The organism is Streptomyces sp. NPDC007907, assembly GCF_042959365.1.
GTDB lineage: Bacteria > Actinomycetota > Actinomycetes > Streptomycetales > Streptomycetaceae > Streptomyces > Streptomyces indiaensis.
In genome coordinates, this window is sequence record NZ_JBIBKR010000001.1 from 88,455 (window position 1) to 115,102 (window position 26,648).

Consider the following 26,648-nt stretch of genomic DNA (forward strand, 5'->3'; position numbering starts at 1 on the left):
CGGACGACTGCTGTCGACCCTATAGGGGTCGGGCGTCGAGCGCGGTACGGACTCAGATGCCGACCTTGATGCGCGTGAAGCGCTTCAGGGTGACACCGGCCTCGTCCAGGATCTTCTGGACGGACTTCTTGTTGTCGAGCGCGTACGGCTGGCCGAGCAGCGTGGCGTCCTTGAAGAAGCCGTTGAGGCGACCCTCGACGATCTTCGGCAGGGCGGCCTCGGGCTTGCCCTCGGCGCGGGTGGTCTCCTCGGCGACGCGGCGCTCGGACTCGACGACCTCGGCCGGCACGTCCTCCTTGGAGAGGTACTTCGGCGCGAAGGCGGCGATGTGCTGGGCGACACCCTTGGCGATCTCCGCGTTCGGCTTGTCCAGCTCGACGAGGACACCGATCTGCGGGGGCAGGTCGGGCATCGTGCGGTGCATGTACGCCGTCACGTAGCCGTCGGCGAACTGCGCGAAGCGGTCCAGGACGATCTTCTCGCCCAGGTTGGCGTTGGCCTCGTCGACGAACGCCTGGACGGTCTTGCCGGCCTCGATCTCGGAGGCGAGCAGGGCGTCGAGGTCGGCCGGGGAGGTCTTGGCGACGTGCTGCGCGATCTGGTTGGCGACGGCCTGGAACTTCTCGCCCTTGGCGACGAAGTCCGTCTCGCACTTCAGCTCGACGATGACGCCGGAGGAGTTGTCGTCGGCGATGATCGAGACCACGGCGCCGTTCTCGGCGGAGCGGCCCTCGCGCTTGGCGACGCCCTTCTGGCCCTTGATGCGGAGCGCCTCGACGGCCTTCTCGACGTTGCCCTCGGCCTCGTCCAGCGCCTTCTTGCAGTCCATCATGCCGGCGCCCGTGAGCTCACGGAGCTTCTTGACGTCGGCGGCGGTGTAGTTCGCCATGAGTCTGTGAATCTCTCTCGAAGTCTGGAAGATCGAAGATCTGCGGATGCGCTCCATGGAGCAGGAGCGCGCTGTCCCTCCGCTGACCTACGGGTGAACGGCGGGAGCGGACTTCACCGCGCCGAGGGCGCTGGTGCAAGCAGTACCGCTCCCGCCGTCACCACGGGACTGACGGGTCAGGCCTGCTCGGCCTCGGCCGGCTTGTCGCCCTCGGCCGGCTTCTCGGCCTCGGCGGCGGGGGCCTCGGCCGGAGCGGCCTCGGCGGCGGGCGCGGCCTCGTCGGCCTTCTTCTCGCCCTCGAGCAGGTCGCGCTCCCACTCGGCCAGCGGCTCGCCCGCGGCCTTCTCGCCCTTGCCCTCGGTGGCGACACCGCTGCGGGCGATGAGGCCCTCGGCGACGGCGTCGGCGATGACGCGGGTGAGCAGGGTGACGGAGCGGATCGCGTCGTCGTTGCCCGGGATCTTGTAGTCGACCTCGTCGGGGTCGCAGTTGGTGTCGAGGATCGCGACGACCGGGATGTTCAGCTTCCGGGCCTCACCAACGGCGATGTGCTCCTTCTTGGTGTCCACGATCCAGACGGCGCTGGGCACCTTCTGCATCTCGCGGATACCGCCGAGGGTCTTCTCCAGCTTGGCCTTCTCGCGCGAGAGCACGAGAAGCTCCTTCTTGGTCAGACCGGACGCGGCGACGTCCTCGAAGTCGATCTGCTCGAGCTCCTTGAGGCGCTGCAGACGCTTGTAGACGGTCGAGAAGTTGGTGAGCATGCCGCCCAGCCAGCGCTGGTTGACGTAGGGCATGCCGACGCGGGTGGCCTGCTCGGCGATGGCCTCCTGCGCCTGCTTCTTCGTGCCGACGAACATGACCGTGCCACCGTGGGCGACGGTCTCCTTGACGAACTCGTAGGCGCGGTCGATGTACGACAGCGACTGGAGCAGGTCGATGATGTAGATGCCGTTGCGCTCCGTGAAGATGAAGCGCTTCATCTTCGGGTTCCAACGACGGGTCTGGTGACCGAAGTGGACGCCGCTCTCCAGCAGCTCCCGCATCGTGACGACGGCCATGGCCGTATCTCCTTGAATTTCTCGGTTGTGCCGCGGATGCCGGACGGCTTCCGCGCCTGACGCCCACTGCGCGCCGTTCCACGAGGGACCGAGGGGCGCTGACACGGGCCCGTTGCCGGGGTTCGTGTCGGGGCGTGCGAAGTCGACCCGACGGCTCGGGTCGCCACCAGAAGTGTACGGGACCCGCGGGGTGCCGGGTGACGCCGTTGTCCACAACCGGCGGATGATCCACAACCGGCGACTCCGTGGGGTCACATTCCGGGACGCTTTCCCCATGCGAGAGAACCGATGTGTCCGCGTCTGTAGGCGTCTGATCGTGCTGCTGCTCCTCACCGCATGGGCCCTCCTGGCTCCGCCCCCGCGGCTGCTCGCGGCGGGTGCCCCGCTCGCGGACGACACCGTGCCGGCGCTCGGCCGCGCGTGGCCCGTCGGCCTGCGTCCCCCGGTCCTGCGCGGCTGGGAGCCCCCGGCGACGGTCTACGGCCGGGGCCACCGGGGCGTGGACCTGGCGGCGGCTCCGGGAACGCCGGTGCGGGCGGTGGCGGCCGGCACGGTGTCGTTCGCGGGCCGGGTGGCCGGAAAGGGCGTGCTCGCGGTGGACCTCACCGGCACCGGCGACCCACCCCTGCGCACGACCTACGAGCCGGTGACGGCGTCGGTGGAGAAGGGCGACGAAGTGGCACCGGGCGAGGTGATCGGCACGGTGGACGCGACCGGCTCGCACTGCACGGCTGCGTGCGTGCACTGGGGTCTGCGCCGTGGGGAGACCTACCTGAACCCACTGTCACTTCTGCCCCCGTGGCTGCTCAGCCGGGGCCCGTCCCGACTGCTGCCGGTGTACTGACCGACCACGGGCCGTCGTCCCGTCCCGACTGCTGCCGGTGTACTGACCGACTGCGGGCCGTCGTCCCGCCCCGGCTTCGGGCAGTCGTGCTGCCTGGGGCGACGGTGGCCCCCCTGCTCGAACGACGTCGGGAGCCAGGGGGAGGGTGGGCGCAGCGGCACCCCGCACCGCCGGGCTGCGGACCCGTCCCCGCGGGGCACCCGCGCCCTCAGCCCCGCACACCCCGCAGCGCCATCCCCACAGCCGCCTCCGCGACAACCGCCGGTTCCTCCGCCGCCCCCAGCTCGATCCTCCGCACGGCCGCGTCCACGACGCCCTGCAGCAGCATCGCCGCCAGCCGGGGCTGCTCGTGCCCCAGCTCGCCCAGCGCCTCGACGATCATCGCGACCAGCCCGCCGTGCGCCGCCCGGATCTTCTCCCGGGCCCCGGCGTCCAGCTCGCTCGCGGAGATCGCGACCACGGCCCGGTGGCGCCGGTCCCCGACCAGCTCCAACTGCTGCCGCACATACGCCTCGACCTTGGCCTCGGCCGTCTCCGCCCGCTCCATCGCCGCCGACACGTCCGCCGCCCAGACCGGGAAGTCGACCTCGCACAGCTCCTCGACCACGGCCGCCCGTGACCGGAAGTACTCGTAGACGGACGAACGCGCGAGGCCCGTCCGCTCGGCGAGGGCCGGGAAGGTCAGCGCCTCCGTACCGCCCTCGGACAACAAGGAACGAGCCGCGTCCAGCAGGGCGGCTCGCTGCATCGACCGGTGCTCGGCCACGGAGGCCGCTCGAATCCTTGGCACGTCAACACTGTACGGACGCGTCCCGCCGGACGGGAGTGGTTGCCGCCGACCCGGGGGCATCCGGCCAGGTCAGCGGCCGAAGCTCGCCAGTTTCGCTCTCAGCTGCAGCACGGACTTGGTGTGGATCTGGCTGACCCGGCTCTCGGTGACCCCCAGCACGTTCCCGATCTCGGCCAGGGTGAGGCCCTCGTAGTAGTACAGCGTGACTACGGTCTTCTCCCGGTCGGGCAGGGTGTTGATCGCCCGCGCCAGGAACCTCCGCAGTTCCCGGTCCTCGGCGACCTCCACCGGGTTGTCGGCGGCGGTGTCCTCCAGCGTGTCCATGACGCTGAGCCCGTCACCGCCGTCACCGCTCCCGTGCAGCAGCTCCTCCAGGGCCACCACGTTGGCCAGCGACAACTGGCTGAACACCCCGTGGAGTTCCTCGACGGCGATGCCCATCTCGGAGGCCACCTCGCCCTCCGTCGGCGTCCGCCGCAGCCGCGCCTCCAGCGTGGCGTACGCCCGCTCCACGTTGCGCGCCTTCTGCCGCACCGAGCGGGGGATCCAGTCCAGGGCCCGCAGCTCGTCGATCATCGCGCCGCGGATCCGGGTGATCGCGTAGGTCTCGAACTTGATCTCCCGGTCGAGGTCGAACTTTTCGATCGCGTCGATGAGCCCGAACACCCCGGACGAGACGAAGTCCGCCTGCTCCACGTTGGGCGGCAGGCCCACGCTGACCCGTCCCGCCACGTACTTCACGAGCGGCGAGTAGTGCAGGATCAGTTGCTCCCGCAGCCGTTCGTCCCCCGTCGCCTTGTACGACCGCCACAGCTCGTCGAGCGTGGAGGGAGCGGGCGGTCGCACGCTGCCACCGTCACGGGCGGCTGGGGGGATCGCCGCCCGGTCGGACCCGGAGGTGTGCTGGGGCATTCGTCGCCTTGTGCCGTTCTGCTGCGGAGTGGTGCTGCCAGGGTGAGCTGTCTGTGTGATGTCGAGTTGCCTGTCCGTGTCGGGATCGTCGTGAGCGTAGCGTGACTGTGGTGTCGCGGTGCGCGAAGGGCGGAGGCCGGGGCGGGCGCAGATACGTTCCTCACGACGTCCCGTCGGGGAGGCCCGGTCGCTCGCTGTGATCGCCGGAGGGCCTCAACTGGGCGCATTTCCAAGGGATGTCGGGGTTCCCCCGGACGGCCGAACACACACCGTCAGCACGGTCCGCGGGCGTCGCGGACCGACATCACCGCCTGGCGTGTCAACTTCCAGCCGTCGCCGTGTCGTTCGACGTAACCGAGTGCTCGGAGTTCGTACAGTCTCGCGAGCGCGTCGTCCGGTGCGGTCTGTGCGGCGCGCGCGATCTCGCCGGGCCCGGCGGTGCCGCGTCCCGGCAGGGCGTCGAGGACCTGGCGGGCGACCGGTTCCAGCAGGTCCCGGGGCAGGACGGGGCCTCGGCGGTCAGGGCCCAGCTCGCCGATGTCACCGACCAGTTCCACCACATCCGCGACGTCCGAGACCAGGACGGCCTCGCCGCGCAGCAGATCGTGCACTCCGGCGGAGAGGGCGCTGGTGGCCGGGCCCGGTACGCCCATGGTGTGCCGGCCGAGGCGCTGTGCAGCCCGCGCGGTGACCAGGGAGCCGCTGCGGTGGGCCGCCTCCACGACCACCGTGCCGCGGGTGAGCGCGGCGATCACTCTGTTCCGCAGGATGAACCGGTTCGGTGTGGGGTGCTCGCCAGGTGGCAACTCCCCGATCACCAAGCCCTGTTCGGCGATCCGGCCGATCAGCTGGGTGTGGCCGCGGGGGTAGGGACGGTCGACGCCGCAGGCGAGGACGGCGACGGTGGCGCCGCCGGCTCCGAGGGCTCCGCGGTGGGCGGCACCGTCGACTCCGTAGGCGCCGCCCGAGACCACGACCCAGCCCTGCTCGGCCAGCCCGGCGGCGAGGGTGGCGGCCATGTGGGCTCCGTACTCGGTGCAGGCCCGGGCGCCGACGACGGCGACCGACTTCAGCGCCCACATCCGCAGACTGGGCCGTCCGCGCACCCACAGGCCCAGGGGCCGGGCGTCCCCGAGGTCGTCGAGCTGCGCCGGCCACTCTGCCTCCCCCGGAGCCACGAACCGCACGCCGGCGTCCCGGGCTGCGGCGAGGTCCTGCCGGGGCCGGGCAGCCTCGGCCCTGGCCACCAGCCCGGCCCACCGCTTCCCGCTCACCCCCGGCAGAGCGGCCCCGCCCTCCTGCAACCGCCGCACCACTCCCCCGACCCCGAACTCCCGCACCCACCGCCCACCGACCTCGTCCCCGGGCTCGATGACGCGGGTGAGCAGGATGCGGGCGAGCAGTTTCTCGTCGGGTTCGTCAAGGAGGTTCATGTCAGCGCCCCGATGGCCATCGGTACGCCGCGCGGCACGCCGGTGCGCAGCTGCAGGGCGAGGGCGACGTCTGTGGCGTCGGGCCGGTCGTGGCCGACGAGGTCAGCGACGGTCCAGGCCACCCGCAGGACGCGGTCGAGGCCGCGGGCGGTGAGGACGCCCCGCTCCAGGTTCCGCTCGGCCTCGTCCATCGCACCGGGCACGGCGTACCAGCGGCTGCGCAATTCCCGGCCGGGCACCTCGCTGTTGGTGCACCAGGGGGTTCCCGCGAGACGCTCCGCGGTCCTTTCGCGGGCCGCTCTCACCCGGTCGGCGACCGTCGCGGTCGACTCGCCCCTGGCGTCGGAGGCGGTCAGCTCGGAGCGGGTGACCCGATCCACCTCGACGCGCAGGTCGACCCGGTCGAGCAGCGGGCCGGACAGCCTGGCCTGGTAGCGGCGGATGGCCGAGGGCGGGCATTCGCACAGGTCGTCCCGCAGCGAGAACCGGCCGCACGGGCAGGGGTTGGCCGCGAGCACCATGAGGAACTTGGCCGGGAAGCGCACGACCCCCGCACTGCGCGCGATCACCACATGCCCTGCCTCCAGCGGCTGGCGCAGTGCGTCCAGGGCCTGGCTGTTGAATTCCGGCGTCTCATCCAGGAACAGCACTCCGCGATGGGACAGCGAGACGGCCCCGGGCCGTGCGATGCCCGGGCCGCCGCCGACGAGTGCCTGCATCGTGGCCGAGTGGTGGGGTGCGCAGTAGGGCGCCACGTCGATCAGTGGCTTGCCCGGAGGCAGCAGGCCCGCGATCGAATGGACCGCGGTGACCTCCAGCGACTCCTGTCGGCCGAGCCGGGGCAGGATGGCCGGCAACCGCTCGGCGAGCATGGTCTTGCCCGCGCCGGGCGGCCCTTCGAGGAAGAGGTGATGCCCACCCGCTGCGGCCACCTCCACGGCCGTGCGCGCCGAGGTCTGCCCGACGACGTCCGCCAGGTCGTGACCGTGGTCGTGCTGGGCCGCTCCGGCGCTGTGCATGCCTGTGGCCGCGCCGGTGCCCGGCATCCGGAGCCCGGCGAGGAGCGGGTCCGGGCGGCCCAGCTCGTCCTGTTCCTCGTCGGGCACGGGTTCGTCGGCCAGGACGGCGATCAGCTGCCGCAGGCTGCGCACGCCCAGCACCGAGACCCCGGGTACGAGGGACGCCTCGGCGGCGGCGCATTCCGGCACCACCACCTGCTCATACCCCGCATCCGCCGCCGCCAGCACCGCCGGCAGCACCCCCCGCACGGGTCGCACGCGTCCGTCCAGTCCCAGTTCGCCGATCATCACGATGTCGGCCAGGACCCTCGGATCGATGCGTTCCGCCGCGCCGAGGACCGCCGCCGCGACGGCCAGGTCGAAGCCGCTGCCCGACTTCGGCACCGAGGCCGGGCTCAGGCCGACCGTGAGTTTCTTCTGGGGCCATGCCGCGCCCGAGTTGACGACAGCGGCGCGCACCCGGTCCCGGCTCTCCGTGAGGCTCTTGTCGGGCAGCCCCACCAGCGTGAACGCGGCGACGCCGGGTTCTAGATCGGCCTGGACCTCGACGACCACGCCTTCGACGCCCACCAGCGCCACCGAACACGCACGGGCGAATGCCATTCAGGCCACCCCCCGCACATGCTCGACCAAGGCGGCGCCGCGCGCGGGCAGCAGGACGCCGATCAGGTCGATGCGGACGCCGCCGGGCGGTGCGCCGCCGTGTGTCTGGATCCAGCGCTCGGCCAGGCCCCGCAGCCGCTCCGCCTTCTGCGGGGTCACGGCCGCCATCGGATGCTGGAAGGGACCTTCCCTGCGGGTTTTCACCTCGCAGACCACCAGGACGTCACCGTCCCGGGCCACGATGTCGATCTCGCCGGTCCGGCCGGAGCGCCAGTTGCGCTCCAGGACCGTCAGACCGGCCTCCACCAGCCGCCGTGCGGCCAGACTCTCCCCGTACTTGCCCATGGCACTGCGTGCCAGATGTGCGGTCATGTCGGCACCACCTCCGGCGCCAACGATCACGCAGCCGCCACCACGAAGTGGATCTTGGTGGACGGCTCAGGGACTGTGGACAACTCCGTCACCCACACGAGGAACCTCAGCCGCTCGGCAGCTCCAGGTCGCTCTTGTTCAGCTCCTCGATGTTCACGTCCTTGAACGTGAGGACGCGCACCTGCTTCACGAACCGCGCCGGCCGGTACATGTCCCAGACCCAGGCGTCGGCCATGGACACCTCGAAGAACACCTCACCCTGGACCGAGTGCACCTGCATCTCGTAGTCATTGGTCAGGTAGAAACGCCGCTCGGTCTCGATCACGTATTTGAACAGACCGACGACATCGCGGTACTCCCGGTAGAGCTTCAGCTCCATCTCGGTCTCGTACTTCTCGAGGTCCTCGGCGCTCATGGCATGTTCCCCTTCAGCCGTGCGATCCCCCCATTGTGCGCCAGTCCCGTGAGCCCCTAGACGATTTCCGGGTCAAGGATCACAGGCCTGGCCGGGGGACCCTCGTCGAGCAGCGTGCGCAGCAGCCCGGCGAGTCTGGTCGGATACACCGTCTCATGTGCCCGGCTCAGTTCCGGACACGTCCACCAGCGCGCTCCGGCGACGCTGCGCCGTTCCAGTTCCGTCAGTGCGGTGGCGGCCACCGCCGTGCGGTCGGTGCGGGCCAGGTAGTACCACTCGTCCTGGTCCCAGCGGCGGCCCGCGAACGGGAAGGAGCACCTGCGCCGCCACAGCACCGGGCCGAGTTCGACGTCGGTGATGCCCGTCTCCTCGGCGAGTTCCCGCAGGGCGGCCTGTTCACGGGTCTCCTCGCCCTCCACCCCGCCTCCGGGGGTGAACCACCAGTCGTCGGCCGGGTCGTCCGGCTCGTGCCCGTGCAGCAGAAGGATGCGGTCCCGTGGGTCAAGCAGCACCACCCGGGCGACCCTGCGCAAGCCGCCCGCGTAGGTGTCCTGGCCCGCTCCCACGGCCTCAGCGGGCACCTGCGGGCTCCGCGTTCTCCCGTCGGGCCCGGGAGGCGCCAGCACGCTTGGCGATGGGCCCGTAGGCGCCTCCGCCCAGGACGAGCACGGCGCCGGCGATCACGAGGACGACGATCGTCCGCAGCGGTCCGGGCGAGGACAGGGTGTTGAGCGGCTCGAAGCCGGTGGGGCGCTCCAGCATGCCCTTCATGGGCCACACGACGGAGTCGACGCGGGCGTCCACGGCGGAGCGCGCCACCGTGCCGCTGGCGGCGTCGGTGAGGTGGGCCGTGGAGTCAACCGAGTTGCCCCGCTCGTCGCCGAGCAGGAAGAGACGGCCCTTGGGGACGGTCACGGTCGGGAAATTGCTCATCTCGGCCGGTGTTCCCTTGGGCAGGTACGTTTCGTCGATCTCCTTGCCGTTGACCTTCAGCTTGCCGTCCTGGCAGCAGGAGACCGTGTCGCCGCCGACGGCGACCACGCGCTTGACCATCGGCGCGTTGGCCCAGGTCGCGTCCTTGAAGACGACGACGTCACCGCGGCGCACCTCGGCGCCGTCGACGCGCTGCGCCAGGATCCGGTCGCCCGCGTCGATCGTCGGTGTCATCGAACTGGTGGGCACGGTGTACGGCCGGTAGACCACCGCTCCCCAGGCGAAACCGCCGAGAAACAGCACGAGGCCCAGTGCGACGGCCAGCCCGGACAGTCGCTGTCCGGTCCGGCTGCCCACCGGGCCCGTGCCCGGGCCGCCGCTGCGCGGGGCCGTGTGCGTCATGCTCTCGCCACCCATGGGTCCGCACCCTACCCGGGGGTACCGGCCGGGGTCAGCCCATGGCCGGGATCACGGCTTCCGGCGACGCCAGAGCACCACCGGCACGACCCCGAGGAGCGCGAGCCCCTGCGGCGCGACCGTCAGACCGGCTGCGGCCGGCTGGGCGTTCAGCCCGGGCTGGTCGAAGGTGTCCGGGACCGGCAGGGTCGCCCAGCGGTTGACCGGCCACGCGACGACGACGGCGCGTCCGACGACGTCCTTCACCGGGACCATGCCGTGGTTCTTGTCGGACTGGTTGTAGCGGGAGTCCCGCGAGTTCTGCCGGTGGTCGCCCATGACCCAGACGTAGCCCTCGGGGACCTTCACCTTGAACTGGCCGCCCTGGTCGTCGACGCTGCACGGGGTGTTGCCGGCGTAGACGTAGTCCTGCTCGTTGAGCGCCTTGCCGTTGACCGTGAGCGGGCCGGTGTTCTTGCACTCGATCGTGTCGCCGCCGACGCCGATGACCCGCTTGATGAGGTCCTTCTCCTCCGCGGACGGCATGAGGCCGATCCAGCTGAGGAAGGTCTGCAGGGCGTTCGGGTCCGTGGTCGGCTCGCCCGCCAGCCAGTTGTCCGGGTCGTGGAAGACGATGACCTCGCCGCGCTCGGGCTCGGAACCGAACCAGGGCGTGAGTTTGTCGACCAGGACGCGGTCACCCTGCTGGAGGGTGTTCTGCATCGAGTCGGAGGGGATCGAGAACGCCTGCACCAGGAACGTCTTGATCAGCAGCGCCAGCACCAGCGCGATACCGATCAGGATGGGCAGTTCCTTCCAGAAGGAGCGCGGTTTCTTCGGTGTCCTTGCCGTACCGCCCGGTCCCTGGCCCTCGGCCGTGGTCTGCTCGCCCGTCACCCTGCCATCCTCGGCTGTCCCGGAGTCACTCCCGGAGGTCACGGCGCTGTCCGCGGCCGGGACGGTGGATTCCGCGGGGCGTCCGCGGTGCTCCTCGCCGTCGTGTCCGGACCGTGCGCCAACCGCCACATCCTCCACGCCAACTCCTCACTCTGTGCCGCCGCCTGCCCCATACGCGGCGCAGGCCCACCACTCCCATAACGAGCGGGAGTTCCGCAGGAGTCGGGAGTTGGATCGTTCCGTTCGAATCGTAGGAGGCAACCCTATGCGACAGTTCGGAAGCGGCGGTCGACCCGGCGGCCGAGTCGGACACGGAGGCGTAGGTATTCGGCTCCTCCAGCATGTTCCAGTGACCGAAGGGCCAGGCGATGACCATGGCGCGGCCCACCACCTCGTCCTCGGAGACCGTGCCCCCGTAGTCGGTGTCCTGGTGGGCGCGGGAGTCCGCGGAGTTGTTGCGGTGGTCGCCCATCACCCACAGCCGCCCCTGGGGGACCGTGATGTCGAACGGCGTGTCGGACGGGGCGGCGCCGGGGTAGAGGTAGTCCTCGACGAGCGGGACGCCGTTGACGGTCACCCGCCCCTGCGTGTCGCAGCACTTGACGCGGTCGCCGCCGACGCCGACGACCCGCTTGATGAGGTCCTTCTCGTTCTCGGAGGGCAGCAGGCCGATGAAGGTGAGCCCTTCCTTGACCTGCTTGACGACGACGGGGTCGGACTTCCGCGTGGCGGGCTGCTCGTCCTTGAGCCAGCCGCCGGGGTCCTTGAAGACGACGACGTCACCGCGCTGCGGCTTCGAGCCGAACCACGGGGTGAGCTTGTCGACCAGGACGCGGTCGCCGATCTGGATCGTCTGCTCCATGGAGCCGGACGGGATGACGAACGCCTGGACGAGGAACGTCTTCAGCACGAGCGCTATCAGGACGGCCACGCCCACGAGGAGTGGTATCTCCTTGACGGCACCGCGCCTGCGCCGCCGTTTGACCTTGCGCTGGAGCTTGCGGCGCTCGGCACGCGTACGGCCGCCGCCGGACGGGCCGGCGGCGCGCCGGACCCCGGTGGGCAGCAGGTTCTCCGCGGGGCCCGCAGGGACGCCGCGCGGTTTGCCGCGGTTACCCATGGGCGCCCGCCTTGCGGACGCCGGGCACGCGCGCGTAGGCGTCGGGCCGGTGCAGCCGGGTGGCGTGAGCGAAGGGCCAGACGATCCCGTCGGCGCGGCCGATCACGTCGCCGACGGGGATCATGCCGCCGCCCGGCGAGCCGAGGTGGTCGCGGGAGTCGCTGGAGTCGCTGCGGTGGTCGCCGAGGACGAACAGGGCGCCGTCGGGCACGACGACGTCGAAGGGCACCTCGGACGGGCTGTCGCCGGGATGCAGGAAGCCCGATTCGTCGACCGGCCGGCCGTTCACCTGGATGCTCCCCTCCCTGTCGCAGCAGACCACGCGGTCTCCCCCCACACCGACAACGCGCTTGATGTAGTCCGCGTGCCCGAAGTACCCGGTTCCGTCGAACACGACGATGTCTCCCCGCTGCGGCACGGCACCGAAACGGTACGCCAACTTATTTACGAGAACCCGGTCCCCGATCCTCAATCCGGGTTCCATGGATCCGCTGGGGATCTGGAAGGGCCGCAGGACGAAGGTGCTGAGCGACAGCAGGAACACCAGGCAGAGCAGCAGGGTGAGGGTGATCCGGCCGCCCGGGACCAGGGAGCCGACCCGCGCCACGAACGCGACACGCGACCGGTCCTCCGGCCCTGCGGGATCCGAGGTCGTCTCGGAGCCGGTAGGGCGGGAGGAACGGTCGCGTGTCGTCGGCTGCGCTTCGGTGTCCATCGGAGCCAGATGCTATCCGGCCCCGACATGAACCCCTCGGAGCACTCAGCTCTCGCGCTTCTCCTTGATCTTCGCGGCCTTGCCGCGGAGCTCGCGCAGGTAGTACAGCTTGGCGCGGCGGACGTCACCCCTGGTGACGAGCTCGATCTTCTCCACGATCGGGGTGTGCACCGGGAAGGTGCGCTCGACGCCGACGGAGAAGGAGACCTTGCGGACCGTGAAGGTCTCGCGCACGCCGGCACCCTGGCGGCGGATCACGACGCCCTTGAACTGCTGCACACGGGAGCGGTTGCCCTCGATGACGCGGACGTGCACGTTGACCGTGTCGCCCGGGCGGAAGGCGGGGACGTCGCTGCGCAGCGACGCGGAGTCGACGGTGTCGAGCAGGTGAGACATTTCGTCTGCTTTCCTCGCTGATGCCACAGGTCATCAACGGAAACTAGGTGTTTCGGATCAGGTGTGTGCGGGTCGGGGCGGACGTCGTCTCCCCCTGTGGCAGGGGCGCACGCCGGACGGACGCACAACAGCTGGCTATTCTTCCACGCCGTCGGTCCTGCGCCAAAATCGGCCGTACGGCTCCCCCGCCGGGTCCGGTTCCCAGCCCAGGATGGAGAGCATCTCGCGGTCCTTCTTGTCGAAGGCCTTGGGGTCGCACCGCTCGATGAGGTCGGGCCGGTGGGCGGTGGTGCGCTTGAGGGCCTCGTCGCGGCGCCAGCGGGCGATCTTGCCGTGGTGGCCGCTGAGCAGCACGTCGGGGATGTCCCGGCCGCGCCACTCGGGAGGCTTGGTGTAGACGGGCCCTTCGAGCAGGTTCGCCATGGCGCCCGGCGCGAAGGAGTCGTCCCGGTGCGACTCGGCGTTGCCCAGGACGCCGGGCAGCAGCCGCGCCACGGCCTCCGTGACGACGAGGACGGCCGCCTCGCCGCCGGCCAGGACGTAGTCGCCGATGGACACCTCGTACACCGGCATCCGTGTCGCGTACTCGTCGACCACGCGGCGGTCGATGCCCTCGTAGCGGGCCGGCGTGAAGATCAGCCAGGGGCGCTCGGAGAGGTGGACGGCGAGTTCCTGGGTGAAGGGCCGGCCGCTGGGCGTGGGCACGATGAGGGCGGGCGCCCGGGAGCCCGTCTCGTAGCCGTCGGCCAGGACGGAGTCCAGGGCGTCCCCCCACGGCTCGGTCTTCATGACCATGCCGGGGCCGCCGCCGTAGGGGGTGTCGTCGACGGTGTTGTGACGGTCGTAGGTCCAGGAACGCAGGTCGTGGACGTGCACGTTCAGCTGTCCGCGCGCGCGTGCCTTGCCGACGAGGGAGACGTTCAGCGGTTCCAGGTACTCGGGGAAGATCGTGACGACGTCGAGGCGCATTACGACTCTTCCCGGCCGGAGGCGTCGTCCCGGCTGGAGGCGATCTCGGCGCGGTCGTCGATCAGGCCCGGGGGCGGGGTGATGACGGCCTTCTGCTCCTCCAGGTCGATCTCGGTGACGATCTCCTCGACGAAGGGGATCATCACCTCGCTGCCGTCGGGCCGCTCCACGATGAAGAGGTCCTGGGTGGGCAGGTGCGAGATCTCCGTGATGCGGCCGACCTCGGTGCCGTCCGCGGTGACCACGTCGAGGTCGATGAGCTGGTGGTCGTAGTACTCGTCCTCGCCCTCGGGCAGTTCCTCCGGATCGATCTCGGCGATCAGGAGGGTGTTGCGCAGGGCCTCGGCGCCGGTGCGGTCGCTGACGCCTTCGAAGCGCAGCAGGAGACGGCCGCTGTGGACGCGGCCCGTCTCGATGGTGAGCGGTCCCGCGGAAGCGGGATCGGTGGTGAGTACGGCACCGGGGCCGAGCCTCAGCTCCGGCTCGTCGGTCCGCACCTCGACGGTGACCTCACCCTTGATGCCATGGGCACGGCCGATCCGTGCGACTACCAGCTGCACGTGTCCATTCTCCTGTCATACGACTGCGGGCCGGGGACGGCCCAGTGGCCCTCCCCGGCCCGAGCCGGTGCTGCTGCGAAAGCGTCAGCGGACGTGGTCCACGTCGACGAGGTCGACGCGGACGCCGCGACCGCCGATGGCGCCCACGACGGTACGCAGGGCGCGTGCGGTGCGGCCGTTGCGGCCGATCACCTTGCCGAGGTCGTCCGGGTGGACCCGGACCTCGAGCACGCGGCCGCGGCGCAGGTTGCGCGAGGCGACCTGCACATCGTCGGGGTTGTCGACGATGCCCTTCACGAGGTGCTCGAGAGCCTCCTCGAGCATGCTCAGGCCTCGGTCGAAGCGGACTCGGCGGCCTCGTCCTTCTTCTCAGCCTTCTTCTTCTGGGTGATCGCCTCACCCTTGCCCTCGTCGTCGCCGCCGATGGCCTCGAACGACGGGCGCGCGGCCTTCTCGGGCTGCGTCAGCAGCGGAGCCGGGGCGGGCTCGCCCTTGAACTTCTGCCAGTCGCCGGTCTTCTTGAGGATGGCGAGCACGGGCTCGGTCGGCTGCGCGCCGACACCCAGCCAGTACGCGACGCGGTCCGCGTCGACCTCGATGACCGACGGGTTGTACGTCGGGTGGTACTTGCCGATCTCCTCGATCGCACGACCGTCACGACGGGTACGGGAGTCGGCGACGACGATGCGGTAGTGAGGCGAACGGATCTTGCCCAGACGCTTCAGCTTGATCTTGACTGCCACGGGAGTGGATTCTCCTGGATTTGACGTGGTTGGGCACGGCGAGAATGCCGCGTGGGGTTGCGGTACCCGAGTGCCCGATGGACGCGTCAGCCGGAGGAGAGAGGGGTCCTGTGCGACTGTCGAGTACAGCTAGCCATTGTGCCACACCCGGCGGGTCGCTCCGGGCCGGGGGCCGGATCCGCCGTGCGGGCACGCCGACGGCGCACCCGGCGTGAGAGGTGAGCACGTCGGGTGCGCCATCGGCCGGAGCCCCGCACCGAGACCGGCAGCCACGAGATGCCGGTGCCGGGCGTCAGCTCGCTACCGCTCCCACGATGTCCGGGATCCGGAACGGCTTGCCGCAGCCGCCGCAGACGATCGGCGCCTGGGCGAGTACGGACGGGACGACCCGGACGTTGCGGCCGCAGTCGCAGACCGCCTTGACGCGGACACCGCCACCCGAGGAGCCGTGCCGGGCGGCCGGTCCCCGGAAGGTGCGGGACGTGTCGGAGGAGGTCGCGGCCGTGTGGGCCTTCAGAGCGCGCTGGAGACGCTCCATCGTCGGGCGGTAGCGCCGCTTCGCCTCGGGGGTGAGCGTGACCAGGGAGAAACCGCTGCTGGGATGCGGTTCCTCGGGGTGGTCCAGGCCCAGCTCCTCGGCGATCGCGAGGAATCTGCGGTTGTGGTAGCGGCCGGCACGGGAAGTGTCGCGGACGCCGCGTGAAGCGGCGATGCCATGGACTGCCTCATGGAGCAGTCGCTCGAAGGAGAGCTCGTGACCGCACGCGGACGACGACTCCCCGATCAGGGACTCTGGCGCGGCAAGGTCGGGCAACTCGGGGTGGTACCGCTGAATATCGGCCCACGCCTGTGCCAGCTCTGCGGCGAGAACAGGTGGTGTCTGTGTCGTGCTCACGTAATGACAACGAGCCGGGGTGCCCCAGTGTTCCTATTCCGGGCCATCCCAAATAATTTGCACGTACCCGTCAGTTGCCTCTGATGCGTCCCGACGAGGGCGGGTGCGCTGATCTGTGGAGAAGCCTCACAGCTCACCACAAGGTGGTGCGTAGTCCCGCGTACGCCCCGGCACGTATGCACACCACGCGCGCCGGGGTAGCAGAGGTCCACGGGTGCGCAAGAGACGTTTCGGTCGCCTTGCGCTTCACTCAGTAAGCGCGCGCGACGACCGCGACGTTACCGGGCGCGTCACCGTCGTCCGGAACGGACCCGTCCTCGGTGACCAGACACCGTACGGTCACCGCGTGGTCGGCCAGCTTGGCCTCGCCCTCCTCGCCGAGCGCGGCCCAGGGGATGCGCGCCCAGCCGCCGGTGGTGGCGGCCTCGACGGCCTCCTCGAAGGTGGACACCTCGGTCGTGCGTGACTCACGGCGCTCGCGGGACTGCCTGAGCAGCAGGGCCTGGTCCTCCTCCAGGATCTCGGGCAGCAGCGGCACCAGGGCGTCCAGGGACACCGGCTCCTTGCCCCCGGGGATGCGACGGACCAGCATCGCCGCGCCGTTCTCCAGGTCGCGCGGCCCGATCTCGATCCGGACCGGCACGCCCTTGAGCTCCCAGTCGACCGCGCGGCGGCCGAAGGGGGTGTCGGTGCGGTCGTCGACGTGGACGCGGACCCCGGCCGCCTTCAGCCGGTCGCCGAGCTCGCGGACCTTGGCCAGAACCGGCTCGTCGCCCTTGATCGCGAGCACGACGGCCTGGATCTGCGCCAGCCGCGGCGGGACGCGCAGGCCGTTGTCGTCGCCGTGCATCATGACCAGGGCGCCGATCATGCGGGTGGTGGAGCCCCAGGAGGTCTGCCAGACCAGTTCCTGCCGGCCGTCCTTGGAGAGGTAGCCGGTGTGGAAGGCCTTGGCGAAGTTCTGGCCGAGTTCGTGGCTGGTGGCCATCTGCAGGGCCTTGCCGTCGCCCATCATGCCTTCGAGCGTGAGGGTGTTGATCGCGCCGGCGAACCGCTCCTTGACGGTCTTGCGGCCGGGGACGACGTCCATCGCGAGGACGTTCAGCATGAAGTCCTCGTAGACCTGCCGGTGGATGTGCGCGGCGAAGTCGCGAGCCTCCTCGTACGTGGCGTGCGCGGTGTGGCCCTCCTGCCAGAGGAACTCGGAGGTGCGCAGGAACAGCCGGGGCCGGAGTTCCCAGCGCACGACGTTCGCCCACTGGTTGATGAGCAGCGGCAGATCGCGGTAGCTCTGCACCCACTTCGAGAAGTACTCGTTGATGATCATCTCGGAGGTGGGACGGACCACGGCCGGCTCTTCGAGTTCCTTGCCGCCCCCGTGGGTGACGACGGCCAGCTCGGGCGCGAAGCCCTCGACGTGGTCGGCCTCCCGGGCGAGGTACGACTCGGGGATGAGCAGCGGGAAGTAGGCGTTCTGGGTGCCTGTCTCCTTGATGCGGGCGTCCATCTCCGCCTGCATCCGCTCCCACAGCCCGTACCCGTACGGTCGGATGACCATGGTGCCGCGCACCGGACCGTTGTCGGCGAGTTCCGCCTTGGTGATCAAGTCCTGGTACCAGCGCGGGAAATCGTCCGCGCGGGGAGTAAGCACAGGTGCCTTCGCCATGGCGAGATGGTACGGGCCCACGTTGCCGGAATGTGAAATCTCGCCATAGGCACATGACAACTCATAAGCCCTGCCGCATTCCACTGGACGACGGGTCGAGGGGGGAGTTTCCTGGCATACGGGGGTAGTGCGAGCGCACTGTCACGGGGGCCATGGAATCGGGCAAGAGGCAACTCTCGGCGGATTGGGGCGCTTACTTATGACACCTACGCTCGTGCGGCAGCACCTGCCTCACGCGGGGGCCGCACCCCGCGTGGACCTGCGTGCACGCGCGCGTGACTGGTCCGAGATCCAGGAGCGGATGCTCGTACCGCTCTACGAGGCCGTCTACGAGCGACTGGAAGTGGGTCCCGCCACGCGGCTGCTCGGTCTCGGCTGCGGTTCCGGGCTCTCCCTGCTGATGGCCGCCGCCCGGGGAGCGGCGGTCACCGGTGTCGACGCTTCCCCGGAGAGAATGGCCCTGGCGCGGGAGCGGCTGCTCCCGGAGGCGTCGGGGACGCGGGCGCGTCCGGACACCCGGCTGGTCGACGGCTCGCCGCGGGACGCCGCGCAGCCGGGCGCTCCCGGCTACACCCTGGTGACCGCGTTCGAGCCGATCGGGTGCCTCGCGGGCGACTCGGAGGGGCTGAGCGGACTGCTCGCGGAGGCGACGCCGCTCGCCCGGCGCGGTGCGGCCGTGGTGCTCGCGGGCTGGGGTCCGCCGGAGCGCTGCGCCACGGCGTCCGTGATGCGGGTGGCGACGAAGCTGGCGGAGCCGCTGCGCACCTCGGGCGCCTGGCGTCCCGCCTGCCGCGACGACCTGGAGGACGTCGCCCAGCGGGCCGGGCTCAGGCCGGACGGGTCGGGGCGGGTGGCGTGCCCCTTCGGGTACGCCGACGTGGACAGCGCGGTACGCGGCCTGAAATCGACGGGCCTGTTCGACGCGGCGATGACGGCGACGGACCAGGTGCAGGTCGACAAGGAGCTGGCCGAGGCCCTGCACCCGCACCAGCGCCAGGACGGCACGGTGTGGATGCCGAACGTGTTCCGCTACCTGATCGCCCGGACGCCCTGAGGCGCGGGCGCCCGACCGGAACGCCGAGAGGGCGCCCCTTCGGGTGAAGGGGCGCCCTCGGCGTCGTGACGGGACGGGCCGTCAGCCCATGAACTTCTTGAACTCGTCGGGCAGCTCGAAGTCCTTGCCGCCCTGCTGCGGCAGCCCGAAGGCGCTGCCGCCCTCGGCTGCGGCGGCCCGGCGGGCGGCCTCCTCCTGCTCCTGCTGCTTGCGCTTCATCGGGTTGCCGGAGCGCTGCTTGCCCTTGGCCTGCTTCTGCTTCTTCTTCGTCCGGCCGGGACCGCCGCCCATGCCCGGCATCCCGGGCATCCCCGGCATGCCGCCGCCCTGGGCCATGCGGGACATCATCTTGCGGGCCTCGAAGAACCGCTCGACCAGGTTCTTGACCGCGCTGACCTCGACGCCGGAACCCTTGGCGATACGGGCGCGGCGCGAGCCGTTGATGATCGTCGGCTCCTGGCGCTCGGCCGGGGTCATCGACTTGATGATGGCGGCCGTGCGGTCGACGTCCCGCTCGTCCAGGTTGTTGATCTGGTCCTTCATCTGGCCCATGCCCGGCAGCATGCCGAGCAGCTTGGAGATGGAGCCCATCTTGCGGACCTGCTCCATCTGGGCCAGGAAGTCGTCCAGGGTGAAGTCCTGGCCCTTCTTGGACGCCAGCTTGGAGGCCATCTTCTCGGCCTCTTCCTGGCTGAACGTCTTCTCCGCCTGCTCGATCAGGGTGAGCAGGTCACCCATGTCGAGGATGCGGGAGGCCATCCGGTCGGGGTGGAAGGCGTCGAAGTCGTCGAGCTTCTCGCCGTTGGAGGCGAACATGATCGGCTTGCCGGTGATCTGCCGGATCGACAGGGCCGCACCACCGCGCGCGTCACCGTCGAGCTTGGAGAGCACCACGCCGTCGAAGCCGACGCCGTCGCGGAAGGCCTCGGCGGTGTTGACGGCGTCCTGGCCGATCATCGCGTCGACGACGAACAGGATCTCGTCCGGGGAGACGGCGTCGCGGATGTCCGCGGCCTGCTGCATCATCTCCTGGTCGATGCCGAGACGGCCGGCGGTGTCCACGATCACGATGTCGTGGACCTTGGACTTGGCGTGCTCGATGGAGTCCTTGGCGACCTTGACCGGGTCACCGACGCCGTTGCCCGGCTCCGGCGCGTAGACGCTGACGCCGGCGCGCTCGGCGACGACGCTGAGCTGGTTCACGGCGTTCGGGCGCTGGAGGTCACAGGCGACCAGCAGCGGCGAGTGGCCCTGCTCCTTCAGCCAGCGGCCGAGCTTGCCCGCGAGGGTGGTCTTACCGGCACCCTGCAGACCCGCCAGCATGATCACGGTGGGCGGCTGCTTGGCGAAGCGCAGGCGCCGGGTCTCGCCGCCGAGGATGGTGACGAGCTCGTCGTTGACGATCTTGAGGACCTGCTGGGCGGGGTTCAGCGCCTTGCTGACCTCGGCGCCGAGGGCGCGCTCCTTGACGTTCTTGATGAACGTCCGGACGACGGGAAGCGCCACGTCCGCCTCGAGGAGCGCGATCCGGATCTCGCGCGCCGTGGCGTCGATGTCCGCCTCGGAGAGCCGTCCCTTGCCGCGCAGGTTCTTGAAGGTCGCTGAGAGGCGATCGGAAAGAGTATCGAACACGGCGCTCGCGGTCCTCGGGGTCGGTGGCTACAGGGAATCGCCCTCCAGGGTATCCCGGCGTGACCGGTCGCCGGGTCGGCCTCACCCTCGCAGTGTCTCCTCCAGCTTCCGCGCCACCGCCGCCGCCTCGTCCCCGGGCAGGGGCGCGCCTTCCGGGCCGGTCACGTAGAAGGCGTCGACGGCGTTGGCCCCGAGGGTCGACACGTGGGCGCTGCGCACCCGCACGCTCGCGTCCTCCAGGGCGCGGCCGATGCGGAACAGCAGGCCCGGGGCGTCCTGGGAGCGGACCTCGATGACCGTGGCCAGCCGGGAGGCGGCAGGGTGGACCGACACCCGGGCCGCGGGGGCGACGACGCCCCGGCGGCGCGGATAGGCCGCGTCCCGTTCGGCGAGACGGCCGGCGATGTCCAGGGAGCCGTCCAGAGCCCGGACCAGGTCCGAGCGCAGCCGGGCGGCCTGCGGCAGGGAGCCGTACTCGGCGGCGACCCGCCAGTCCAGCAGCAGGACGGAGCCGTCCACGCCGTCCGGGAGGTGCAGGGAGCGCAGCTCGGCGGTGCGCACGGTCAGCCGGTGCATGGCGAGGACGCCGGACACCGCGGGCAACACCCCGGGCTGGTCGGGCACGGCGATGAGCAGCTCCACACCGAGCGGCTCGGGGTCGCCGGACGGCTCCTGCCCGGCGGGCGGCTCGGTCTGGGCGCGCAGGGAGAGTACCGGGCCGCCCGTCGCGACCGCCTCCAGGGCGAGCCGCTCCTGCTCGGCGGTCGGCGCCGCCTCCTCGGGGTCGGCCGGGGCGTCCCCGGCGAGCACCGCCGAGACCCGTTTGACCAGGTCGGCGACGAGCGAGCCGCGCCAGGACGACCAGGCGGCCGGGCCGGTCGCCAGGGCGTCGGCCTCGGTGAGCGCGTGCAGCAGCTCCAGGGTGCTCTCGGATCCGACGGCCTCGGCGACGGACCGCACGGTGGCCGGGTCCTCCAGGTCACGCCGGGTGGCGGTGTCGATGAGCAGCAGGTGGTGCCGTACGAGGGTGGCGATGACGGACACGTCGTGGCGGTCGAAGCCGATGCGGGTGGCCACGTCCTTGGCGATGATCTCGCCCGCCACGGAGTGGTCGCCCGGCCAGCCCTTGCCGATGTCGTGCAGCAGCGCGGCGACCAGAAGCAGGTCGGGGCGGCTGACCCGGCGGGTGAAATCGGAGGCGCGCACCGCGGTCTCGATGAGGTGCCGATCGACGGTCCACAAGTGCACGGCGTTGCGCTGCGGGCGGCAGCGGACCCGCTCCCAGTCGGGCAGCAGCCGGGTGATCAGCCCTTCTGCCTCCAGCGCCTCCCAGACGTCGATGGTGGGGCGGCCGGAGCCGAGCAGGGTGACGAGCTGTTCGCGGGCCTCGGCGGGCCAGGGGGCGGGCAGCGGGCGCACGGTGGCCGCCAGGCGCCGTACGGCGTGCAGCGAGAGCGGGAGGTCTGCCTGCGCGGCGGCGGCCGCGGCGCGCAGCGGCAGCACGGGGTCGCGTTCGGGACGTGCGGCGCGGGCGAGGACCACCTCGCCCTCCTGCTCCACCACGCCCTCGGCCAGCGGGGACCGCTCGGCGGTCGGCTTTCCGCCGCCGAGCATGGCGCGCAACCGGGGCCGCACGGCGCGCGACCGCAGGACGCGTCCCACCTCGCGCCAGGTGACGTCGCTGGCGTAGGAGACGAGCCGGGCCGCCTCGTATACCTGGCGCAGCAGGGTGTCCGCGTCGAGCAGCCCGAGTTCGGCGGCGACCTGGTCCTGCTCCTGGAGGGCGAGCCGGTCGGTGGCGCGCCCGGTGGCCAGGTGCAGGGCGTCCCGGACGTCGAGGAGCCGGCGCCGGGCGTCGGCGAGGCCCTCGCGGGGTGCGTCGGCGAGCCAGGAGGCGGCGACGGCCCGCAGCGCGGTGGCGTCCCGCAGCCCACCGCGGGCCTCCTTCAGGTCGGGTTCCAGCAGGTACTGCAGCTCGCCCTGGCGCTCGGCGCGTTCGGCGCACAGTTCCTGGAGCTCGGGCAGGCGCTTGGGGGCCTGGTTGCGCCAGTCGGCCAGGACGGCGGTGCGCAGGGAGGCGGTGAGGCCGAGGTCGCCGGCGATGTGCCGGGCGTCCAGCAGGCCGAGCTGCACCTTGAGGTCCTCACCGGCCGTCTTGCGGGCCTCGGCGGGGGTGCGGACGGAGTGGTCCAGGTCAAGGCCCAGGTCCCAGACGGGGTACCAGAGCCGGTCGGCGAGGGCGGCGACGGCCTTGGGGTCACCGCCGTCGTGCAGCAGGAGCAGGTCGAGGTCGCTGCGCGGGGACAGCTCGCCGCGTCCGTAGCCGCCGACGGCGACGAGGGAAGCGCCGCGCAGTCCCTCCGCGCCCGCGGCGAACAGGCCGGTGAGCCAGTCGTCCGTGAGGTCGGCCAGGGCCGCACGGCGCGGCGGCCCGGACCGCGTCTCCTCGGTGAGGAGACGCAGCCGGGCCGCCGCGTAGCCGCTGGGTCCCGAGTCCTCTGCTTCCTTCTGCACGTACGTACCCGTCACCCGGCGACTCCTGTCTTTCCGTGTCAGAGCGCGTCCGGACCGCGCTCGCCGGTCCGGACCCGTACGGCGGTGTCGACCGGGAGGGACCAGACCTTGCCGTCACCGATCTTGCCGGTGCGGGCGGCCTTGACCACGACGTCGATCAGCTGCTCGGCGTCGTCGTCCTCGACCAGGACCTCGATGCGGATCTTGGGGACGAGGTCGACGGTGTACTCGGCACCCCGGTAGACCTCGGTGTGGCCCCGCTGACGACCGTAGCCGCTGGCCTCGGTGACCGTCAGGCCGTGTACGCCGAAGGCCTGCAGGGCCTCCTTGATCTCGTCGAGCCGGTGCGGCTTCACGACGGCGGTGATGAGCTTCATGCGTCCACCTTCTTGCTCGCGGTTGCGGCGACCGGGGCCGTGGCGGCCGTCTTGGCGGCGGCGCCGCCGCCGGCGCCGCTGAAGTCGTATGCGGTCTCGGCGTGCTCGGCCTGGTCGATGCCGGCGACCTCGTCGTCCTCGGGGACCCGCATGCCCATGGTCTTGTCGAGGATGAAGGCGAGGACCGCGGAGACGACCAGGGAGTAGCCGAGCACCGCGAAGACACCGGCGCACTGCTTCCAGAACTGGGTCAGGCCGCCGCCGTAGAAGAGGCCCTCGACGGTGGACTGGCCCTTGCCGCTGGCGAAGAGGCCGATCAGCAGGGAGCCGACGGCACCGCCGACCAGGTGGACGCCGACGACGTCGAGGGAGTCGTCGTAGCCGAACCGGTACTTCAGGCCGACGGCCATGGCGCACAGCACACCGGCGATGGCGCCGACCGCGATCGCGCCGAGCGGGGTGACCGCGCCGCCGGCCGGGGTGATGGCGACCAGGCCCGCGACGGCGCCGGAGGCGGCACCGAGCGTGGTGAACGCGCCGTGGCGGATCTTCTCGTAGATGAGCCAGGCCAGCATGGCGGCGGCGGTGGCGACCTGCGTGTTGACGAACATCAGCGCGCCGACGCCGTCGTCGTTGCCGAGCCAGGAGCCGGCGTTGAAGCCGAACCAGCCGAACCACAGCAGACCGGCGCCGAGCATGACCAGCGGCAGGCTGTGCGGGCGCATCGGGTCCTTCTTGAAGCCGACGCGCTTGCCGATGACGAGGATCACGCCGAGGGCCGCCGCACCCGCGTTGATGTGGACCGCCGTACCGCCGGCGAAGTCGATGACGCCCAGCTCGAAGGCCCAGCCGCCGGTGCCCCAGACCCAGTGCGCGACCGGGAAGTAGACGACCGTGGCCCACAGGGCGATGAACAGCGCCCACGCGCTGAACTTCACCCGGTCCGCGAGGGCACCGCTGATCAGGGCGGGCGTGATGATCGCGAACATCAGCTGGAAGACCAGGAACACGAAGACCGGGATGGTGTAGCCGGGCCAGAGTTCCGTGAGGCCGATGTTGCCGAGGCCGACCCAGTCCGAGTTCCAGCCGATGAGGCTGCCGGAGTCGGTGCCGAACGCCATGGAGAACCCGTACAGCACCCACAGGATGGTGACGATCCCGAGGCTGATGAAGCTCATCATCAGCATGTTCAGGGTGCTCTTGACGCGGACCATGCCTCCGTAGAAGAAGGCCAGGCCCGGTGTCATGAGCATCACCAGGGCGGAACAGATGAGCATGAACCCTGTGTTCGCGGCAGAGAGCTTGGGCGCTTCTGCGGCAAGGGTGATGGCTGGTGCCATCGGCGTCTCCTCGTCATTGGTACGGCCCCGTGCGGGCGAAGCCTCGAGCGGAATGAGGGGTGGGCCGGTTATGCGCCACGAGATTGGCGCAGCGCGGTTTCGGTCGAAGCCCCTCGTTGTTTCGCGACCGTGACGAAGGCGCGTTCTGTGTTACGCGTCGATGAACTGCCCGATTGCGGGCGAGCCGATCGTTATCGTGGCGCAACCTTCGGCTTTCAGGCAGCCGTGGGCGCATGGAACCGGCCGCGGTCGGCCTTCCGATGACCTGGCATGGGGGAGCCGAGTCGGGCAGTTCGGGAGGGCCGGCCGCGGCCGGGGTTCAGGGGGTGAGGCGGCTTCTCAGACGGCCTCGGCGGTCTCGGGCAGCTCGACCGCGAGCCGCTCGGTGAGGTCGACGACCTCGCCGAGGTCGCCGAAGTCGCGCGCCGCGGTGTCGATCGTCTTGCGGATCCGGGTGTTGACCCGCTCGGAGCGAACCTTCTTGGCGACCTGCATGGCCTCGGTGGCGAAACCCGTGCTCCGTTCGGGCTCGCGCTGCAGGAGGTGGACCGTGGCCATGCCGATGAGGTTGAGCGCGTAGGAGCGCTGGTGCTCGGCGTCCTTGGCGAAGAGCTCCACGGCCCGGCTCATCAGGGGCTCGGCCAGCGAGGCGTAGGTGGGGCTGCGGCCGGCGACGTAGGCCAGGTCGCGGTACGAGTGGGAGTTCTCCCCGTAGAGCTCTGCCTCGGAGAAGAAGCGGATCCAGTCGGGGTCGGGCTCGTCCCACTCGTCGGCCTCGGCGAAGGTGTCCTCGGCCATCCGCACCGCCCGCTTGCACTTGCCGGGCTGCCCCATGTTGGCGTAGGCGCGGGCCTCCATCGCATACAGCATCGACTGGGTGCGGGGGCCGGCGCAGTCCCGGCTGCCGTACTGTGCGAGGTGGATCAGCTCCAGCGCGTCGTCGGGCCGGCCCAGGTGGATCATCTGGCGGCTCATGCTGGACAGCACGTACGACCCCAGGGGCCGGTCACCGGCCTCCTTGGCGGCGTGCAGCGCGAGGACGAAGTACTTCTGCGCGGTCGGCTGGAGCCCGATGTCGTACGACATCCAGCCGGCCAGCTCGGCCAGTTCGGCGGCGACCTTGAACAGGCGCCTGGTCGTGGATTCCGGCTGGGGCTCCTGGAGGAGGTCGGTCACCTCGTGCAGCTGCCCTACCACCGCCTTGCGGCGCAGGCCGCCGCCGCACTGGGCGTCCCACTGCCGGAACATCACCGTCGTGGACTCCAGGAGGTCCAGTTCCGGCTTGGAGAGCCGGCCGCGGGCGCGCCCCGAGCCGCCCACGGGCCCGGGCTCGGAGCGCGGGGCCGGCGGCGAGGGGACGAGCCAGCGCTGCATGGGCTCGATGAGGGCCGGGCCCGCAGACAGGGCCAGCGAGCTCCCGAGGAAGCCGCGCCGCGCCAGCATCAGGTCGCTGCGCGAGAACTCGCTGAGCAGGGCCACGGTCTGCGGGCCCGTCCACGGCAGGTCGACGCCGGTCGCGGAGGGTGACTGACGCGCGGTGCGCAGGCCCAGGTCCTCGACGGAGACGACGACGCCGAAGCGCTCGGAGAACAGCTCGGCCAGGATCCGGGGGATGGGCTCGCGGGGGTTCTCGCCATCGAGCCAGCGGCGCACCCGCGAAGTGTCCGTGGAGATGTGGTTGGCGCCCAACTGCCGTGCTCTGCGGTTGACCTGCCGGGCGAGCTCGCCCTTGGACCAGCCGCTGCGCACGAACCAGGAGGTGAGCAGCTCGTTCGAGCGCTTGTCAGCGTGCGTCGCGCTCGCAGCGTTGGTTCCGCTTCCGCCGTTGCCGCTCACTGGAACGCCCCCATTCCTGAGACCACTTGTCGCCGAGTGCGCCAAGCCCTATCAGCATGCCGGTTCGTACGGCCGCCCGTCCGGCCCTTGTCACCCTTCGAACGGAATGACGACTTGCCTCCGGCATACCCACGAGCGCATGTGCCCCTCGGGACTCGTGCACACAAAGTAATCCTACGATCACTGCTCCAGCCACGGCTCACACGGAAACGCCACCATTCGCCACCCCTTCGAATGAACTCACGTATCCCCAGGCGCGATTGACTT

The 26,648-nt window shown here is 70.8% G+C and carries 27 protein-coding genes; 2 read left to right on the forward strand and 25 right to left on the reverse strand.

What is annotated here, in order from left to right; genetic code table 11:
• Positions 1–52: 52 nt before the first annotated feature.
• A complete protein-coding gene (gene tsf, locus ACFZDI_RS00400) occupies positions 53–889 on the reverse strand; it encodes a translation elongation factor Ts (protein WP_053668724.1) in 837 nt (278 codons plus the stop codon).
• 176 nt (positions 890–1,065) lie between these two features.
• Positions 1,066–1,950: a 30S ribosomal protein S2 gene (gene rpsB / locus ACFZDI_RS00405; protein WP_234847495.1), complete on the reverse strand. Its 885-nt coding sequence runs from the start codon at positions 1,948–1,950 to the stop codon at positions 1,066–1,068.
• 274 nt (positions 1,951–2,224) lie between these two features.
• Here rpsB and ACFZDI_RS00410 point away from each other — a divergent pair, with 274 nt between their 5' ends.
• On the forward strand, positions 2,225–2,794 hold the full coding sequence (locus tag ACFZDI_RS00410; protein ID WP_391246823.1) for a peptidoglycan DD-metalloendopeptidase family protein: 570 nt from the start codon (positions 2,225–2,227) through the stop codon (positions 2,792–2,794).
• A gap of 208 nt (positions 2,795–3,002) precedes the next feature.
• Here the strand turns inward: ACFZDI_RS00410 and ACFZDI_RS00415 are convergent, their stop codons facing one another.
• The 18 genes from ACFZDI_RS00415 to proS all read right to left on the reverse strand — a co-directional run bounded on the left by ACFZDI_RS00415 (position 3,003) and on the right by proS (position 17,628).
• Complete coding sequence (locus ACFZDI_RS00415) at positions 3,003–3,560, reverse strand: TetR/AcrR family transcriptional regulator (protein ID WP_234847532.1); 558 nt, start codon at positions 3,558–3,560, stop codon at positions 3,003–3,005.
• 93 nt (positions 3,561–3,653) lie between these two features.
• Positions 3,654–4,496, reverse strand: a complete 843-nt coding sequence (gene whiG, locus ACFZDI_RS00420; protein WP_361118800.1) for an RNA polymerase sigma factor WhiG — start codon at positions 4,494–4,496, stop codon at positions 3,654–3,656.
• 272 nt (positions 4,497–4,768) lie between these two features.
• A complete protein-coding gene (gene dprA, locus ACFZDI_RS00425; protein WP_391246825.1) occupies positions 4,769–5,929 on the reverse strand; it encodes a DNA-processing protein DprA in 1,161 nt (386 codons plus the stop codon).
• Positions 5,926–7,551 (reverse strand): YifB family Mg chelatase-like AAA ATPase, encoded by a 1,626-nt coding sequence (locus ACFZDI_RS00430; RefSeq protein ID WP_391246827.1) that lies wholly within the window; start codon positions 7,549–7,551, stop codon positions 5,926–5,928. Before ACFZDI_RS00430 ends, dprA begins: the two co-directional genes overlap by 4 nt.
• Positions 7,552–7,953 carry a YraN family protein gene (locus ACFZDI_RS00435; protein ID WP_234847500.1) on the reverse strand — a complete coding sequence of 134 codons (402 nt, stop codon included), beginning with the start codon at positions 7,951–7,953 and terminating at the stop codon, positions 7,552–7,554.
• A 76-nt stretch (positions 7,954–8,029) separates the two neighbouring features.
• Positions 8,030–8,338, reverse strand: coding sequence for a DUF2469 domain-containing protein (locus ACFZDI_RS00440; protein WP_003993268.1), 309 nt, complete (start codon positions 8,336–8,338; stop codon positions 8,030–8,032).
• Between the two features lie 56 nt (positions 8,339–8,394).
• Positions 8,395–8,919, reverse strand: coding sequence for an NUDIX domain-containing protein (locus ACFZDI_RS00445; RefSeq protein WP_391246828.1), 525 nt, complete (start codon positions 8,917–8,919; stop codon positions 8,395–8,397).
• Positions 8,909–9,688, reverse strand: coding sequence for a signal peptidase I (lepB, locus tag ACFZDI_RS00450; protein WP_234847502.1), 780 nt, complete (start codon positions 9,686–9,688; stop codon positions 8,909–8,911). The genes ACFZDI_RS00445 and lepB (ACFZDI_RS00450) overlap by 11 nt, the downstream gene beginning before the upstream one ends.
• Positions 9,689–9,739: 51 nt before the next feature.
• Positions 9,740–10,702, reverse strand: a complete 963-nt coding sequence (gene lepB, locus ACFZDI_RS00455; protein WP_234847503.1) for a signal peptidase I — start codon at positions 10,700–10,702, stop codon at positions 9,740–9,742.
• Positions 10,590–11,684, reverse strand: coding sequence for a signal peptidase I (lepB, locus tag ACFZDI_RS00460; protein WP_234847504.1), 1,095 nt, complete (start codon positions 11,682–11,684; stop codon positions 10,590–10,592). Before lepB (ACFZDI_RS00460) ends, lepB (ACFZDI_RS00455) begins: the two co-directional genes overlap by 113 nt.
• Complete coding sequence (gene lepB, locus ACFZDI_RS00465) at positions 11,677–12,399, reverse strand: signal peptidase I (protein ID WP_391246831.1); 723 nt, start codon at positions 12,397–12,399, stop codon at positions 11,677–11,679. The genes lepB (ACFZDI_RS00460) and lepB (ACFZDI_RS00465) overlap by 8 nt, the downstream gene beginning before the upstream one ends.
• A gap of 45 nt (positions 12,400–12,444) precedes the next feature.
• On the reverse strand, positions 12,445–12,795 hold the full coding sequence (rplS, locus tag ACFZDI_RS00470) for a 50S ribosomal protein L19 (protein WP_234847506.1): 351 nt from the start codon (positions 12,793–12,795) through the stop codon (positions 12,445–12,447).
• Between the two features lie 135 nt (positions 12,796–12,930).
• Positions 12,931–13,764: a tRNA (guanosine(37)-N1)-methyltransferase TrmD gene (gene trmD, locus ACFZDI_RS00475; protein WP_391246833.1), complete on the reverse strand. Its 834-nt coding sequence runs from the start codon at positions 13,762–13,764 to the stop codon at positions 12,931–12,933.
• Positions 13,764–14,324: a ribosome maturation factor RimM gene (gene rimM / locus ACFZDI_RS00480; protein ID WP_234847508.1), complete on the reverse strand. Its 561-nt coding sequence runs from the start codon at positions 14,322–14,324 to the stop codon at positions 13,764–13,766. The genes trmD and rimM overlap by 1 nt, the downstream gene beginning before the upstream one ends.
• Positions 14,325–14,408: 84 nt before the next feature.
• Complete coding sequence (locus ACFZDI_RS00485; RefSeq protein ID WP_003973401.1) at positions 14,409–14,648, reverse strand: RNA-binding protein; 240 nt, start codon at positions 14,646–14,648, stop codon at positions 14,409–14,411.
• Between the two features lie 2 nt (positions 14,649–14,650).
• Positions 14,651–15,067 (reverse strand): 30S ribosomal protein S16, encoded by a 417-nt coding sequence (gene rpsP / locus ACFZDI_RS00490; protein ID WP_234847509.1) that lies wholly within the window; start codon positions 15,065–15,067, stop codon positions 14,651–14,653.
• 292 nt (positions 15,068–15,359) lie between these two features.
• Positions 15,360–15,962, reverse strand: coding sequence for a hypothetical protein (locus ACFZDI_RS00495; protein ID WP_104781425.1), 603 nt, complete (start codon positions 15,960–15,962; stop codon positions 15,360–15,362).
• 250 nt (positions 15,963–16,212) lie between these two features.
• Positions 16,213–17,628: a proline--tRNA ligase gene (gene proS, locus ACFZDI_RS00500; RefSeq protein WP_391246836.1), complete on the reverse strand. Its 1,416-nt coding sequence runs from the start codon at positions 17,626–17,628 to the stop codon at positions 16,213–16,215.
• A 199-nt stretch (positions 17,629–17,827) separates the two neighbouring features.
• Here proS and ACFZDI_RS00505 point away from each other — a divergent pair, with 199 nt between their 5' ends.
• Positions 17,828–18,682 (forward strand): methyltransferase domain-containing protein, encoded by an 855-nt coding sequence (locus tag ACFZDI_RS00505; RefSeq protein ID WP_234847511.1) that lies wholly within the window; start codon positions 17,828–17,830, stop codon positions 18,680–18,682.
• A gap of 81 nt (positions 18,683–18,763) precedes the next feature.
• Here the strand turns inward: ACFZDI_RS00505 and ffh are convergent, their stop codons facing one another.
• The 5 genes from ffh to ACFZDI_RS00530 all read right to left on the reverse strand — a co-directional run bounded on the left by ffh (position 18,764) and on the right by ACFZDI_RS00530 (position 26,381).
• Positions 18,764–20,314 carry a signal recognition particle protein gene (gene ffh, locus ACFZDI_RS00510; RefSeq protein WP_234847512.1) on the reverse strand — a complete coding sequence of 517 codons (1,551 nt, stop codon included), beginning with the start codon at positions 20,312–20,314 and terminating at the stop codon, positions 18,764–18,766.
• An 81-nt stretch (positions 20,315–20,395) separates the two neighbouring features.
• Positions 20,396–22,843 carry a [protein-PII] uridylyltransferase gene (locus ACFZDI_RS00515; protein ID WP_391246839.1) on the reverse strand — a complete coding sequence of 816 codons (2,448 nt, stop codon included), beginning with the start codon at positions 22,841–22,843 and terminating at the stop codon, positions 20,396–20,398.
• 23 nt (positions 22,844–22,866) lie between these two features.
• Positions 22,867–23,205: a P-II family nitrogen regulator gene (locus ACFZDI_RS00520; RefSeq protein ID WP_121406203.1), complete on the reverse strand. Its 339-nt coding sequence runs from the start codon at positions 23,203–23,205 to the stop codon at positions 22,867–22,869.
• Positions 23,202–24,545 (reverse strand): ammonium transporter, encoded by a 1,344-nt coding sequence (locus tag ACFZDI_RS00525; protein ID WP_391246841.1) that lies wholly within the window; start codon positions 24,543–24,545, stop codon positions 23,202–23,204. Before ACFZDI_RS00525 ends, ACFZDI_RS00520 begins: the two co-directional genes overlap by 4 nt.
• A gap of 339 nt (positions 24,546–24,884) precedes the next feature.
• The gene (locus tag ACFZDI_RS00530) at positions 24,885–26,381 is read right to left on the reverse strand and encodes a hypothetical protein (RefSeq protein ID WP_391246842.1); all 1,497 of its coding nucleotides are present in this window, start codon (positions 26,379–26,381) and stop codon (positions 24,885–24,887) included.
• Between the last annotated feature and the right edge of the window lie 267 nt (positions 26,382–26,648).

Excerpts from the sequence above, each read along its gene's own strand:
- ACFZDI_RS00520 (WP_121406203.1), bottom strand. The coding sequence starts at position 23,205 with ATGAAGCTCATCACCGCCGTCGTGAAGCCGCACCGGCTCGACGAGATC.
- ACFZDI_RS00525 (WP_391246841.1), bottom strand. The coding sequence starts at position 24,545 with ATGGCACCAGCCATCACCCTTGCCGCAGAAGCGCCCAAGCTCTCTGCC.
- lepB (WP_234847502.1), bottom strand. The coding sequence starts at position 9,688 with ATGGGTGGCGAGAGCATGACGCACACGGCCCCGCGCAGCGGCGGCCCG.
- ACFZDI_RS00505 (WP_234847511.1), top strand. The coding sequence starts at position 17,828 with ATGACACCTACGCTCGTGCGGCAGCACCTGCCTCACGCGGGGGCCGCA.
- rpsB (WP_234847495.1), bottom strand. The coding sequence starts at position 1,950 with ATGGCCGTCGTCACGATGCGGGAGCTGCTGGAGAGCGGCGTCCACTTC.
- lepB (WP_391246831.1), bottom strand. The coding sequence starts at position 12,399 with ATGGACACCGAAGCGCAGCCGACGACACGCGACCGTTCCTCCCGCCCT.
- tsf (WP_053668724.1), bottom strand. The coding sequence starts at position 889 with ATGGCGAACTACACCGCCGCCGACGTCAAGAAGCTCCGTGAGCTCACG.
- ACFZDI_RS00485 (WP_003973401.1), bottom strand. The coding sequence starts at position 14,648 with ATGCTCGAGGAGGCTCTCGAGCACCTCGTGAAGGGCATCGTCGACAAC.
- rplS (WP_234847506.1), bottom strand. The coding sequence starts at position 12,795 with ATGTCTCACCTGCTCGACACCGTCGACTCCGCGTCGCTGCGCAGCGAC.
- proS (WP_391246836.1), bottom strand. The coding sequence starts at position 17,628 with ATGGCGAAGGCACCTGTGCTTACTCCCCGCGCGGACGATTTCCCGCGC.
- trmD (WP_391246833.1), bottom strand. The coding sequence starts at position 13,764 with ATGCGCCTCGACGTCGTCACGATCTTCCCCGAGTACCTGGAACCGCTG.
- whiG (WP_361118800.1), bottom strand. The coding sequence starts at position 4,496 with ATGCCCCAGCACACCTCCGGGTCCGACCGGGCGGCGATCCCCCCAGCC.
- ACFZDI_RS00440 (WP_003993268.1), bottom strand. The coding sequence starts at position 8,338 with ATGAGCGCCGAGGACCTCGAGAAGTACGAGACCGAGATGGAGCTGAAG.
- lepB (WP_234847504.1), bottom strand. The coding sequence starts at position 11,684 with ATGGGTAACCGCGGCAAACCGCGCGGCGTCCCTGCGGGCCCCGCGGAG.
- dprA (WP_391246825.1), bottom strand. The coding sequence starts at position 5,929 with ATGAACCTCCTTGACGAACCCGACGAGAAACTGCTCGCCCGCATCCTG.
- ACFZDI_RS00410 (WP_391246823.1), top strand. The coding sequence starts at position 2,225 with ATGCGAGAGAACCGATGTGTCCGCGTCTGTAGGCGTCTGATCGTGCTG.
- ACFZDI_RS00430 (WP_391246827.1), bottom strand. The coding sequence starts at position 7,551 with ATGGCATTCGCCCGTGCGTGTTCGGTGGCGCTGGTGGGCGTCGAAGGC.